This window comes from Paenibacillus rhizosphaerae (assembly GCF_014192015.1).
GTDB lineage: Bacteria > Bacillota > Bacilli > Paenibacillales > Paenibacillaceae > Paenibacillus_AQ > Paenibacillus_AQ rhizosphaerae.
Map to the genome: position 1 here is coordinate 811,837 of NZ_JACHXJ010000002.1, position 14,254 is coordinate 826,090.

Sequence of the window (14,254 nt, forward strand, 5' to 3'; positions counted from 1 at the left end):
GACAAAGCCGATTGTCCGTTCATATCTTTTTTTGAAATGGGGGAACGGTATGGCGAAAATTCACGTTTTGGACGAGCACATAGCCAACCAGATCGCGGCTGGTGAAGTGGTGGAACGTCCCGCCTCGGTTGTGAAAGAACTGGTGGAGAACGCCATTGATGCCGGGAGTTCTCGGATCGAAGTCACAGCTCAGGAAGGCGGGCTTGAAAGCATCCGCGTGACCGACGACGGCTCGGGGATCGAGCCGGAGGACGTTAACACCGCCTTTTACCGTCATGCGACGAGCAAAATCGAGAACAGCAGGGATCTGTTCAACATCACGAGCCTCGGTTTCCGCGGCGAGGCGCTGCCAAGCATCGCCGCCGTGGCCAAAGTGGAATTGGTCACGGCGAGCGCCGATAACGGGCTCGGGCGGCGAATCGTCATCGAAGGCGGCAGGCTCGTGACCGAAGAAGACACGGCTGCGCCGAAGGGAACCGACTTGACGGTCCGGGAGCTCTTCTACAACACCCCGGCCCGGTTGAAATATATGAAGACGATCCAGACGGAGCTGGGGCATATTTCCGATTATATGTACCGCATCGCCCTGTCGCATCCGGAGATCGCGATCACGCTGCGGCATAACGGGAACGTGCTGCTGCAAACCGTCGGGAACGGGGATCTGCTGCAGGTGGTCGCGGCGATTTACGGCCGGCAGGCCGCCAAGGCGCTGCTGCCGATTCATGCGGAGAACTTGGATTTTACGATCGACGGGTACGTCAGCCGCCCGGATTGGACCCGTTCGAACCGGAACGGGATCTCGATCATCGTCAACGGCCGCTACATCCGCAGCTATGGCCTGAACCAGGCCATTCAGCGCGCATATCATACGCTGCTGCCGATCAACCGCTACCCGCTCGCCGTGCTGGAAGTCAAGATGCATCCGTCCCTGGTGGACGTCAACGTCCATCCGGCCAAGCTGGAGGTGCGCTTCAGCAAAGAGCAGGAGCTGTTCCCGTTCGTGGAGAGCAGCATCCACCAGGTGCTCCGGCAGGAGGTTCTCATTCCGCAGCCGGTGAAACAGAGCATCGGCGATAAGGATAAAGGATCGTTTATTCAGGAGCAGTTTCATTTCTCCAAAAGCCCGGCCCCGCAGGCCGGACCGGTGGACGGACTCGTGGACGGCGGGGAAGCCCCGCTGCCGCAGAATCCCGGCCCAGCCGGTCACACTGCCGTATCGGACGCTAGCAGCTCACTCACGCCGGTGAGCGCACCCGGCAGCCAGCCGTTAAAGTCGCAGCTGACTGCCGGACAAGGTGGATCCGGTGCGGGCTTCTCTGACTCGCGTGCACAGGCGTCGGTGCAGCAAGCGTATTCCGGGCAGAACAGCCCGGATACGGGAAGCGCGCGCAAGCCCGGTGAAGCCGCCTATGAACAGCGAAAGCTTCCGTATTCTGCGCGTGAAACGGTTCGCGAAAATACGGTTCCCGGCTACCGGCTGAACTTGTCGCAGAGCGGGCGGGTATCGCAGAGCTCGAACCCGGCGCTGGCCAGCAGGCTGCTGGCCAGCACGGAGGCTCCGCCGGAAATTCCGCCTTTTCCGGAGCTGACGCTGATCGGCCAGCATCACGGGACGTACCTGATCGCCCAAAACGCCGACGGGCTGTTCCTGATCGACCAGCATGCGGCGCATGAACGGATCAATTATGAGTTCTATTACGAGAAATTCGGCCGTCCGGCCGATGCTTCCCAGGAACTGCTGCTGCCGATCACGCTGGAGTTTACGCCGTCGGAGTCGGAGCAGCTGACGCAGAAACTGCACTGGTTTGAGCAAGTCGGCGTATATCTGGAGCATTTCGGCGGGCAGACCTTCCGTGTTGTCTCCCATCCTTATTGGTTCCCTAAAGGCGAAGAGAAAGCGCTGATCGAAGAGATGGCCGAATGGGTCCTCAGCGAGCGCAGCATCGATCTGGCCAAGCTCCGAGAGACGTCGTCCATTCTCTGCTCCTGCAAGGCTTCAATCAAGGCGAACCAGAAGCTGACAGAGCAGGAAGCAACGACGCTGCTGGACCGTTTGGCGGCATGCCGGCAGCCTTATACTTGCCCTCACGGGCGGCCGATCGTCGTTTCCTTTTCGACCTATGACCTGGAAAAGCTGTTTAAGCGTGTCATGTAGCGCGGCAGGCGGCTCATCACCATGGGTAACGGAAAGTCCCGGAGAAGGACGGTTCATAAAACGAATTAAGGTGTATAACTAAACCAACAGCGCATCTACTTGGCTGGCGCCCGATTTTATACAGGATTGGAGATTGTCATGATTATTACGACGGGGGATAAAGCGGGTGAATCGATCGTTAGCAGGGCGGTCGCCCTGGCCAACGAGACGGGGGGCAAATATGTCCCGAGAAGCCATACCCCATTAACAAGAATGGCCAAAATGCACGGCGATGACGAAATCATCGTCGTGCTGGACGGCGGAGCAAGGCTTGTGAGGCCGGGAAGCCCGCCGATGGAGTTTCATCCCAGCATGGGCTTTGTCCGCGCCAAACGGCTCATTAAGGGCGAAAGCGACCCGATGCTGGACGCAGCGGCGATGACTGCGGGGGACACCGTGCTCGACTGTACGGCCGGCCTCGGATCGGATTCGCTTGTATTTGCGGTCAAAGGGGGGGCCGGCTCGCATGTTATCGCGGTCGAAAGCTCGCCGGCCCTGGCGGCGATGCTTGCCGAAGGGCTGGCCCACTACCGTTCCGGACTCGCCGAAGTGGATGAAGCCATGCGCCGGATCCGGGTGGCCTGCGGGCATCATCTGGACGTGCTGCGGAAGCAGCCGGACAACAGCGTGGACATCGTCTATTTCGACCCCATGTTCCGAGAGCCGCTGATGGACTCTTCGTCCATCAGCCCGCTGCGCGGGTTTGCCAACAGCGACCCGCTGCAGCTGGAGAGCATCCGCGAAGCCGTCCGGGTCGCGCGCAAGACCGTTGTGCTGAAGGAAAAGAGAGGCAGCGGCGAATTTGCCCGTCTCGGCTTCGTGCCGTTCGACCGGCCGCATTCAAAAATTTCGTATGGAGTGATATGTGTTGACCGACCGCTTGACAACTGAGACGAAGCCGCGGCTGCTGGTGCTGATTGGTCCCACCGCCGTCGGCAAAACCAAAATGAGCATCGAGATTGCCAAAGCGCTGGGCTGCGAGATCATCTCCGGGGACTCCATGCAGGTCTACCGCCAGATGGACATCGGGACCGCCAAAATTACCAAAGAAGAGATGCAGGGCATCCCGCATCATCTGATCGACATTCACGAGCCGGACGAAGCCTATTCGGTCGCTGAATTCCAGGAGGAATGCTCCCGGCTGATCGCGGATATCCATGGCAGGGGCAAGCTGCCTTTTATCGTCGGGGGGACCGGTCTCTACGTGGAATCGGTGTGCTACGGTTTTCAGTTTGCCGATGCGGGAGAGGACAAGGCGTTCAGGCAGGAACAGGCCGACTATGCGGAGCATTTCGGTGCTGAGGCTCTTCATGCTAGGTTGGCGGAAGTCGACCCGGAGAGCGCCCTGAGGCTGCATCCCCATGACCAAAGGCGCATTATCCGTGCGCTTGAGATCTATCATTTGACGGGTATCCCTCTTTCGGCCCAGTTGAAGAGTCAAACCCGGGAGTCGCCGTATCAATTATGCCTGGTTGGTTTGACAATGGATAGGCAAATGCTATATAAACGTATTGAAGCCCGTATCGATGAGATGCTGGAGCAGGGTTTGGTAGAAGAGGTTTCTTCTCTGCTGGATAAGGGCTACGGACCGGATCTGGTCTCGATGCAGGGACTGGGCTACAAACAGATCATCTCATATTTGCAGGGTGAAGCTACCCTGGAAGAGGCTGTTGGAATTTTGAAGAGAGATACGCGCAGGTTTGCCAAACGCCAGCTGTCCTGGTTCCGCCACATGAAGGAAATCCAATGGGTGGACGTCACGGACACGGGAAATTTTCTCGCGAATTTCGCCGCAATCCGTGATATAATAGCAGGAAAGTTTCTCTTAAATCTTGAATATACTTCAAAACAATCTAATTGAATCGTTGGGGGTACGGCTAATGAACAAATCCATCAATATCCAAGATACATTTTTAAACCAGCTTCGCAAAGAAAACATCCCTGTCACCATTTTTCTTGTGAACGGATTTCAAATCAGAGGCTTAATCAAGGCGTTTGACAACTTTACTGTCGTGGTGGATACCGACGGCAAGCAGCAAATGCTGTTCAAGCATGCGATATCAACGGTTACGCCTCAACGCAATGTATCCCTGATGCAGGAAACCCAAAACGAGGTATAATTTAACAGGACAAGCCTCATAGCTGAAACTTTTTCAAATGACTTTCGTTAAAGAGTATAGGATGGCGGGGATGCGGGTAAAACCGTTTCAGACGCTCATTCTGTAAGCATAGGAAATGGAGCGGAGCAACCTGCAAAGGTTGTTCTTTTCATTCCGAGCTTAGAAATCAAAAGGGAGTCAGGAGGGTACCATGGATAACAACAAGCTGTCGAGGTCTGATAGAAACAAAGAACAGCCCAAGACAATGAAAAAGACAACCAAGAAGAAGAAAAAAATATCCGGAAAGCGCGTGTTTTGGACATTATTTTTCACCTGTGCATTTGCTATCTTTTGTGCGCTTGCCGGATATTTGTATATTACGGTCAACGGGGAGCGCCTGCTGCAGGCGAACAAGGATAAGCTGACCGTTCACGAGACATCCAAGGTCTACGACCGCAACGGCAATCTGATGGGCGAGCTGTCCCTGCAGAAGAGCGACCCGGTCCAGAGTGAGGATATTCCGAAGCTGCTGAAGGACGCTTTTGTAGCGACAGAGGACAAACGCTTCTATGAGCACAGCGGCGTCGACCTGTGGTCGATCGGCCGGGCGGCGGTGAAAGACATCATCGCCAGATCCAAGGTCGAAGGCGGCAGTACCATTACGCAGCAGCTCGCCAAGAACATTTTCCTGACCCGGGACAAAACGTTCTTCCGGAAGGCGACCGAGGTGTCCATCGCCATGGCGCTGGAACGGAACAGGACCAAAGATGAAATCATTACGATGTATTTGAACCGTATTCCGTTCGGCGGCCAGCTTTATGGCATTAAAGAAGCATCCAAGTATTATTTCGGCAAAAGCAATTTGAATGATTTGAAAGTTTGGGAAATGGCTACCCTGGCTGCAATGCCGAAGGGGCCTTCCAAATACAACCCGGTGCGCAATCCGGACTTGTCCATGCAGCGCCGCGCCGTCGTGCTGAATCTGATGGCCCAGGAAGGGTACATCACGCAGGAAGAGGCCGACGCCGCGAAAAAAGTCGAATATACGTATAAACCGCCGAAAAAACAGCAGCAGTACCAAAACTTTATGGACTACGTCATGAATGAGGCGGAAGAAGTCACCGGCCTGAGCGAAGACGATCTGAACATTGGCGGTTATAAAATTTATACGACGATGGACGCGAACGCCCAGAAAGTGCTGGAGAAAGAGTTTGCGGACGAGTCGAACTTTGAGAAAAGCCCGGATGACCAGCCGGTGCAGGGCTCCATGGTCATCATGAACCAGGAGTCGGGCTCGCTCGTCGCCCTGCTCGGAGGACGGGATTATACGCGCGGCGGCTACAGCCGGGTCACGAACAGCCGCAGGCAGCCGGGTTCGGCCTTTAAGCCGATCGTCTCGTACGCGCCTGCGCTGGAAAGCGGCAAGTTCGATATGTACTCGTCGCTCAGCAACAAGAAGCAGTGCTTCGGCAGCTACTGCCCAGGCAACCTGCACGGATACTCGGATACGATCGGCATGGCCGAGGCGATCCAGAAATCAGAGAACATTCCGGCTGTATGGCTGCTGAACCAAATCGGGGTGAATACCGGCTTCAAATTCGCGGAATCCCTCGGCATTCAGCTGACTGAAGACGACAAGAACCTGGCGATGGCGCTCGGCGGCATCAGCAAGGGTACGAATACGTTGGAAATGGCCCAGGCCTACAGCGCCTTTGCCAACGGCGGCAAGATGAACGAAGCGTATTCGATCAAGAAGATCGTCGACAGTGACGAAAAACCGGTCTATGAGCATAAAGACAGCGCCAAGCAAGTCATGAGCGAAAATACCGCATACCAGATGACCGAAATGATGAAAAAGGTCGTTGAAGACGGTACGGGCCGGAAAGCAAGTATCGACCGCCCGGTAGCGGGTAAGACGGGCACGACGCAGAGCGGCTATACCGGCGTCAAATCGAACCGCGACGTCTGGTTTGTCGGCTATACGCCGGAGCTGACCGCTGCGGTTTGGATGGGCTACGACAAGCCGGACAAAACGCATCTGCTGCATAACAGCAGTCCGCTGGCCGCAGCATTCTGGGGTAAGGTCATGGATCAGGTCGAGAAGAACTTCCCTGCGAAAGAATTCCCGGTTCCGGATAACGTTAAGGAACAGGAGCCGGTGCAGGATGAGCCGGAACAAGATCAGAACCAGGGCCACGTAAGCGGCTTGAGCGCGGATTACAACATCGACACGCAGACGGTGACGCTGGGCTGGAACGGCGTGGATGCCGGTGACGCCCAGTATCGTATTTACCGTAAAGAATCGTCTGAGGCGAACTACTCACTGATTCTCGATGGGGTTGCCGGCACGACCGCCCAGGATATGGGTGCGCTGCCGGGCATGACGTACGAATACTATGTCACGGCATACTTCCCGGATTCGGGTACCGAGTCGGATCCGTCCAATACGGTGCAGATCACGATCGATACACCGCCTGACGAACAAACCCCGCCTGATCAGAACAATGGAGATAACGGTCAGGACGGCAACGGTAATCCGGATAACGGCAATACCGACAACGGCCAGGGCGGTGATAACGGCGACATGGGTAACGGCAATGGGAACAATAACGGCAATAATGGAAATTGGAATGACGGCGGCCCGGGCAACAATGGCAACGGTAATGGCAACGGCAATGGCGGTTCCGATGGCAACAACGGCAACGGAGGCGGTGGCGCCAATAGCGGCAGCGGCGGCTCCAGCGGGGATACAACCGGCGATAGCGGCACAGGTACCATAACGCCGCCTGAGAACGGCGGAACGACCGACAACGGCGGCAGTGACGGAACCGGCAGCACCGACGGAACAACCTTCCAAAACCCGGGTGATTCCAGTGGAGGCAGTACAGGAACCGTGACCACTCCTTAACCGCTCAGAATGACTTTTAGACCCCCTTCATTTGGGGGTCTTTTTTTGCTGTCCGTTCGTCTATTAGGCAATATTTTGAGTGTGATTCCCAAATGTGATAAGCTGAAGACACCATATTGGAGAGGGAATTTTCCATGAAACGAAAATTTGGAGATCGAGCGAACTGGCGCCGGATTTCCCGCCGCCGCTTCGCCTGCCGTTATGTCGAGAGCGAAGCATTCACAGGCTATATTACGCTGTACACGATATATAACCTGAAAGAGCCGCTCTGGAAAAATTACGGAAACCACACCTACCGCATTGCGGATAAAGGATACTCGTGGCTGCAGTACTTTCCCCACAACAGCCATTATATCGTGACGGCCATGTTCGATGAGCGGAGCGAAATCATCCAGTGGTATATTGATACCTGCAAAACGCAGGGGGTCACGGAACAAGGCGTGCCTTGGTTTGACGATTTGTATCTGGATGTGGTCGTCCTTCGAAACGGAGAGGTATTCCTGCTGGATGAGGACGAATTGGATGATGCGCTGACCCGGGGAGATATCACCAAGGAAGACTACCAATTGGCGATTTCAACGGCGCGGAGCGTTATGAAAGCCATTGATGCGCACCAGTTTCCGTACTTCCTGATGTCCCTTGAGGACAGGAAGCGTCTGTTTGACAACGGTGAATTCCGGAGGAAGTCATGAACGCCCGCAGCGGGGGGCCGGTGGCCGTAACCAGGCGCAAGAAAATGTCCGTCTTCCGGAAGCTGCTGATGATCATCGCCGTTCTGATCGTGCTCGGACTGTTGTGGGTCGGGTACGCATGGCGGCTCATGAACGCGGCTCACAGCTCCGTACCCGCATCGGCGAGCGATGTCGGCATTATCCTCGGCGCATCGATGTGGGGGGACTCGCCGAGCCCCGGGCTCCGGGAACGATTGGACGAAGGGCTCCGGCTCTATCAGGAAGGCAAGTTTCCATATATTATCGTCACCGGCGGTCTGGACCGGGCGGATTACAAGTATACCGAAGCCGAAGGCATGCGGAATTACCTGGTGGACCACGGCGTGCCGGCATCGGCCATTATCCTGGAAAACAAGGCGACGAGCACCTATGAAAATTTGCTGTTCAGCCGGGAGATTATGAGAGAGCGGGGATGGCAAAGCGCCGTCATCGTTACGCATCAATACCATGGCATGCGCTCATTGGACATTGCGGAATATCTGCACTATACCCGTCCGGCCCTTGGTTTAACGGAGTCCAGAACACTGCAGATGAAGTACCACAAGCCGCGGGAAGTGCTGGCCTACACTAAATGGAAGCTCGATGAGCTTCTGCTGCTGACGGGCCTGAAATAGATGGGAAACTGCTAATAACGCCTGGGCAAGTAGAATACATTGAATAGAGAATACATCTCTGTAGATAAATGAGGTGATGGATGCATGAACGGGCGTATAGCGGCCGCGAACGGCCGGCCGGAAGGCAGGCCATCCAGACAAATCAATGTGATTTTGCGCAACCAGGAGCCTCCTGTCGTCAGCAGCGCCGTTCCGGAGAAGGAACCGGTCCCTGCCCAGAAGAATACAGCTCAGCACAGCCTGTATCAGGAAATTCAAAAAGAGCTGGATCAGCTGGTAGGGCTGGACAGCATCAAGGAATTCGTGTTTGAAATTTACGCCATGCTCCAAATCGCCCATATGCGTCAGGAAGCGGGGCTGGCCAGCGGCGGACATGTATATCATATGGTGTTTAAAGGAAACCCCGGTACGGGTAAAACCACAGTAGCACGAATCATCGCCAAGCTGTTTCAAAAAATGGGTGTGCTGAGCAAAGGCCACCTGATCGAAGTCGAACGCGCCGACCTTGTCGGTGAGTATATTGGACATACCGCACAGAAAACCAGGGACTTGGTCAAGAAGGCGCTTGGCGGCATTCTTTTTATCGATGAAGCCTACAGCCTGGCCAGAGGCGGCGAGAAGGATTTCGGCAAAGAGGCGATCGATACGCTGGTCAAGGCGATGGAGGACCACAAAAATCAGTTCATTCTGATCCTTGCCGGATATTCCGAGGAAATTGACTTTTTTCTGCAGACGAATCCGGGGCTGCCGTCGCGTTTTCCGATTCAGGTCGATTTCCCCGATTATACGATCGATCAGCTGATACAGATCTCTGAGCTGATGGCCAAGGAGCGGGACTACATCCTGATGCCGCAGGCGATACTAAAATTGAGGCAGCACCTGATTCAGGAAAAGGGCGAAACCGAGCACGCTTTCAGCAATGCGAGGTACGTGCGGAACACGATCGAAAAGTCGATACGGAATCAAGCCGTGCGGCTGCTGAATCACTATGCGCACAGCAACCCGGGCAAGCTGGAGCTCATGACGCTCCGGACCGAGGATTTCAAGCTGGAAGCCAAAGGCGCACCCGGCAGTTTGAACTGATCTTTATTTTGCAGCAATGGACGCTGAAGCGAAAAGGAGCAGATCATCATGGCAAACCAAACGTATGACACGAATCATGAAATTCCGGACCGGGCCGTACTGGTCAGCCTGGTGACCGACGAGGTGAAGAGGTCCGGCATGAACACAGAGCACTCGCTTCAAGAGCTCGTCCGGCTGGCTGAGACGGCCGGTGTGGAAGTGCTTGAAGTGCTTGTGCAGAACCGGGATGTGCCGGATGCGAGATGGTTTATCGGCAAGGGCAAGGTGGAGGAGCTGAAGCAGATTCTGGAGATGCATGGCGGCAATACGGCCATCTTTGATCAGGAGCTCTCCGGCGCTCAGGTCCGGAACCTGGAGGAGGCCCTCGATGCCAAAATCATCGACCGCACCCAGCTCATCCTGGATATCTTCGCCCAGCGCGCCAAAACGCGTGAGGGGATTATCCAGGTGGAGTTGGCTCAGCTGACATACCTGCTGCCACGGCTGTCCGGACACGGCAAAAATCTTTCCCGTCTCGGCGGGGGGATCGGGACGCGGGGACCGGGGGAAAGCAAGCTGGAAACCGACCGCCGGCATATCCGCGGACGGATCGGTGACCTGAAGCGCCAGCTTGAGGAAGTTACCAAGCACCGGAAGCTGCACCGCGGTCGCAGGCAGAAGAGCGGGGTGGTCCAGGTCGCGCTGGTGGGTTACACGAACGCGGGCAAGTCGACGCTGCTCAAACAGCTGACCAATGCCGACGTCTATATCGAAAACCAGCTGTTTGCGACACTGGATCCGACTTCACGCATCATGAAGCTGCCCGGCGGCAGCGAAGTCATCCTGACCGACACGGTCGGCTTCATTCAGAACCTCCCGCATGACCTCGTGGCCGCTTTCCGCGCCACGCTGGAAGAAGTGAATGAGGCCGATCTCGTGCTGCACGTCGTTGACGCATCGTCAGAGATGCGCGACGAACAAATGCGTGTTGTGGATTCCATTCTGGAAGAGCTGGGAGCGGCTGACAAGCCGCAGCTGATCCTTTTTAACAAGAAAGACGCCTGCACCCCGGAGCAACTGGAGATGCTGCCGTCCGGGACGGGTTATTTAAAAATCAGCGCATTTTCGGAAGGAGATCTGCTGGACGTTCGCGAAGCAATACAGGCGAGGCTGACGGGAGATACATTAACCTTCCGCGTACCTGCCGGACGTGGTGATATATTATCCCAGCTGCACCGGGTCGGTGAAGTGATTGGCCAGGATACCGACAATGATGATATGATTTATACGGTACAGGTGCACAAACCTGACTATGAGAAGTACGGTTACATCGTAGAGAGCTATAAAGAACAGGTCAGACCTTCTGACCAATGAGAAGTGAGGAGAAACCGGGAACATGGTAACATTTGCAGACGAACTTGTACAGTGGAAAGATACAGCCGAGCGGCGGATCGAAGATCAGCTCCGGACGGTAGACGGAATCGTGGACCATAATCAGTGGAAGGTCATCGAAGCGTTCCAGCGCCATCAGGTGAGCGATTTTCATTTCGCCGGCTCAACCGGTTATGCCTATAACGACCGAGGAAGAGAAGTGCTTGACCTGGTGTATGCGGACGTATTCGGAGCCGAAGCCGCTCTGGTACGCCCGCATTTTGCTTCCGGGACCCATACGATTTCAACGGCCTTGTTCGGTGTGCTTCGGCCTGGGGACGAGCTGTTCTATATAACCGGACGGCCGTACGATACATTACATAAGGTAATCGGCCGCAAGGGGGACGGAACGGGCTCCCTGGCCGATTTCGGGATTACATACCGCGAAGCTGCCTTGACTGCGTCAGGAGACGTAGACTGGGCTGCCGTAGAAGCGGGCATTTCCGGTTCAACGAAGGTGATCGGCATCCAGCGGTCGCGCGGATATGACTGGCGTTCCTCGTTCACGGTGGAGCAGATCGGTGAAATGGTCCGGCGCGTGAAGCAAATCAAGCCGGATGTGATCGTGTTCGTGGACAACTGCTACGGCGAATTTACGGAGGAAATGGAGCCGACTCAGGTCGGAGCGGATCTGATGGCCGGCTCTCTGATCAAAAACCCTGGCGGCGGCATTGCCGAAACCGGGGGCTATATTTGCGGCAGACAAGCTCTCGTCGATCTTGCCGCCTATCGGTTGACCGCCCCGGGCATTGGCGGCGAGGTGGGTGCGATGCTCGGGGCGACCCGGGGCATTTACCAGGGGCTCTTTCTGGCGCCAACGTTGGTGGGACAAGCGGTCAAGGGCAGCATTTTTGCGGCTGCGATGTTTGAGCTGGCCGGTTTCGCGACCAAGCCGGCATGGAACGAGCGGCGCACCGACCTGATCCAGGCCATAGCCTTTACCGGGCCCGATCATTTGATCGCCTTCGTTCAAGGCATCCAGCGCGCAGCTGCGGTCGACAGCCATGTCGTTCCAGAACCGTGGGACATGCCCGGATACGAGCACCCGGTCATTATGGCGGCCGGGACGTTCATCCAGGGTGGCAGCCTGGAGTTGTCTGCAGACGCGCCGATTCGGGAGCCTTATATCGGATACATGCAGGGCGGACTCACCTCTTCACACGTCAAATATGGCGTAATGATGGCGTTACAGACGATGAAAGATCGAAAATTATTGTAAGTTTATCTGACACGTTATTGACGTGTGATATCATGAAATGTACAATGGAACATGAGAAATAGTTCATGTGGAAGGTTGAGATGAGTCATGGGTGATGAAATTCGCAGAAACATGGCATTATTCCCGATAGGTATCGTCATGAAGCTGACCGATTTGTCCGCGCGGCAGATCCGGTATTACGAACAGCACAATTTGATCGTGCCTGCGCGCACCTCCGGCAACCAGCGGTTATTCTCGTTTAACGACGTGGAGAGATTGCTGGAGATCAAGGCGCTCATTGAGAAGGGCGTCAACATCGCGGGAATCAAGCAGGTCATGAATCCTGTATCCAAAGAGTCTGAGGAAGCCACTGTCCTTAATGCCGACACCGAGGTAAAGCGCAGAGAACTGTCGGAATCTCAGCTGCACCGATTGCTGAAGCAGCAGCTGGTATCTGGTAAGAGACCGGGCCAGGTCTCATTGATTCAAGGCGAGCTGTCCCGGTTTTTTAATAAAAAATAATAGGAATCACATGTGAGAAAGGGAGAGGATATCGTGAGTTATACTAAAGAGGATATTCTGCGTATTGCGGAGGAAGAGAACGTCCGTTTTATCCGTCTTCAATTCACGGACTTGCTGGGAACGATCAAGAATGTGGAGATTCCCGTCAGCCAGCTGAAGAAGGCGCTTGACAATAAAATGATGTTCGATGGATCTTCCATCGAAGGTTATGTGCGTATCGAGGAATCCGATATGTACCTGTATCCCGATTTGGACACTTGGGTCATTTTCCCTTGGGTGACGGAAGACCGCGTTGCGCGTCTCATCTGTGATATCTATATGCCGGACGGCACTCCGTTTGCCGGAGACCCGCGCGGTATTCTGAAACGCAACCTGAAAGAAGCGGAAGCGATGGGCTATACGTCCATGAACGTTGGTCCGGAGCCGGAATTTTTCCTCTTCAAGACCGACGAGAAAGGCAACCCGACGACGGAACTGAACGACCAGGGCGGATATTTTGACCTGGCTCCAACAGACCTCGGCGAGAACTGCCGCCGCGAGATCGTATTGACGCTGGAAGAAATGGGATTTGAAATCGAGGCTTCCCACCACGAAGTGGCACCGGGACAGCACGAGATCGACTTTAAATACGAAAACGCCGTGAAGGCGGCGGACCAGATCCAAACATTCAAGCTGGTCGTTAAAACGATTGCCCGTCAGCATGGTCTGCATGCGACCTTTATGCCGAAGCCGCTGTTCGGCGTGAACGGTTCCGGTATGCACTGCCACCAGTCACTGTTCAAAGGCAACGAAAACGCCTTTTACGACGAGTCCGACGAGTTGGGCCTGAGCTCAACTGCACGCCACTACATGGCAGGCGTCCTGAAGCATGCGCGTGCTATCGCAGCCATCACGAACCCGACGGTCAACTCTTACAAGCGTCTCGTTCCGGGCTATGAAGCTCCGTGCTACGTGGCTTGGTCCGGCAGCAACCGGAGCCCAATGATCCGGATTCCTGCTTCCCGCGGCCTGAGCACTCGCGTCGAAGTCCGTAACCCGGATCCGGCGGCCAACCCGTACCTGGCACTTGCCGTTATGCTGAGAGCCGGCCTGGACGGCATCAGCAGCGAGCTGAAGCTGCCGGCGCCGATCGACCGCAACATCTACGTGATGTCCGAAGAAGAACGCATTGAAGAAGGCATCCCAAGCCTGCCGGCCGACCTGAAGGAAGCCCTCGGCGAACTCATCCGCGACGAAGTCATCATTGACGCGCTCGGCGAGCATGCCCTGGCTCACTTCTACGAGCTGAAGGAAATCGAATGGGATATGTATAGAACACAAGTTCATCAATGGGAACGTGATCAATACATCACGCTGTACTAAGGATGGACAATCCCCTGCACCGGTAAGGTGCAGGGGATTTTTTTCGCAGCCTGGCGGATACCCAATCTCACCTTTCTTGCCGAATAGCCTATACCTTATTACGCATTTCGCCATATGAATATGGTGTACCTTA

12 protein-coding genes are annotated in these 14,254 nt (G+C 55.3%); all 12 read left to right on the forward strand.

Annotated features, from left to right (window positions below; all coding sequences use genetic code 11):
- Nucleotides 1-49: 49 nt before the first annotated feature.
- Nucleotides 50-2,155 (forward strand): DNA mismatch repair endonuclease MutL, encoded by a 2,106-nt coding sequence (mutL, locus tag FHS19_RS12360; RefSeq protein ID WP_183582113.1) that lies wholly within the window; start codon nucleotides 50-52, stop codon nucleotides 2,153-2,155.
- A gap of 138 nt (nucleotides 2,156-2,293) precedes the next feature.
- Nucleotides 2,294-3,085, forward strand: a complete 792-nt coding sequence (locus FHS19_RS12365) for a class I SAM-dependent methyltransferase (RefSeq protein ID WP_183582114.1) — start codon at nucleotides 2,294-2,296, stop codon at nucleotides 3,083-3,085.
- On the forward strand, nucleotides 3,075-4,055 hold the full coding sequence (gene miaA, locus FHS19_RS12370; protein WP_183582932.1) for a tRNA (adenosine(37)-N6)-dimethylallyltransferase MiaA: 981 nt from the start codon (nucleotides 3,075-3,077) through the stop codon (nucleotides 4,053-4,055). The genes FHS19_RS12365 and miaA overlap by 11 nt, the downstream gene beginning before the upstream one ends.
- A gap of 19 nt (nucleotides 4,056-4,074) precedes the next feature.
- Nucleotides 4,075-4,314 carry an RNA chaperone Hfq gene (hfq, locus tag FHS19_RS12375; RefSeq protein ID WP_076171204.1) on the forward strand — a complete coding sequence of 80 codons (240 nt, stop codon included), beginning with the start codon at nucleotides 4,075-4,077 and terminating at the stop codon, nucleotides 4,312-4,314.
- A 190-nt stretch (nucleotides 4,315-4,504) separates the two neighbouring features.
- Nucleotides 4,505-7,201 (forward strand): transglycosylase domain-containing protein, encoded by a 2,697-nt coding sequence (locus FHS19_RS12380; RefSeq protein WP_183582115.1) that lies wholly within the window; start codon nucleotides 4,505-4,507, stop codon nucleotides 7,199-7,201.
- Between the two features lie 134 nt (nucleotides 7,202-7,335).
- Entirely contained in the window at nucleotides 7,336-7,893 is a 558-nt protein-coding gene (locus tag FHS19_RS12385) for a ribonuclease FAU-1 family protein (RefSeq protein WP_183582116.1), read from the forward strand.
- A complete protein-coding gene (locus FHS19_RS12390) occupies nucleotides 7,890-8,546 on the forward strand; it encodes a YdcF family protein (RefSeq protein WP_183582117.1) in 657 nt (218 codons plus the stop codon). The genes FHS19_RS12385 and FHS19_RS12390 overlap by 4 nt, the downstream gene beginning before the upstream one ends.
- A gap of 84 nt (nucleotides 8,547-8,630) precedes the next feature.
- Complete coding sequence (locus tag FHS19_RS12395) at nucleotides 8,631-9,629, forward strand: AAA family ATPase (protein ID WP_183582118.1); 999 nt, start codon at nucleotides 8,631-8,633, stop codon at nucleotides 9,627-9,629.
- 48 nt (nucleotides 9,630-9,677) lie between these two features.
- Nucleotides 9,678-10,982, forward strand: coding sequence for a GTPase HflX (hflX, locus tag FHS19_RS12400; RefSeq protein WP_183582119.1), 1,305 nt, complete (start codon nucleotides 9,678-9,680; stop codon nucleotides 10,980-10,982).
- A 22-nt stretch (nucleotides 10,983-11,004) separates the two neighbouring features.
- Entirely contained in the window at nucleotides 11,005-12,258 is a 1,254-nt protein-coding gene (locus FHS19_RS12405; RefSeq protein WP_183582120.1) for a methionine gamma-lyase family protein, read from the forward strand.
- An 87-nt stretch (nucleotides 12,259-12,345) separates the two neighbouring features.
- Entirely contained in the window at nucleotides 12,346-12,759 is a 414-nt protein-coding gene (locus FHS19_RS12410) for a MerR family transcriptional regulator (RefSeq protein ID WP_076171220.1), read from the forward strand.
- Nucleotides 12,760-12,792: 33 nt separating this feature from the next.
- Nucleotides 12,793-14,121 carry a type I glutamate--ammonia ligase gene (gene glnA, locus FHS19_RS12415; protein WP_183582121.1) on the forward strand — a complete coding sequence of 443 codons (1,329 nt, stop codon included), beginning with the start codon at nucleotides 12,793-12,795 and terminating at the stop codon, nucleotides 14,119-14,121.
- Nucleotides 14,122-14,254: the final 133 nt, after the last annotated feature.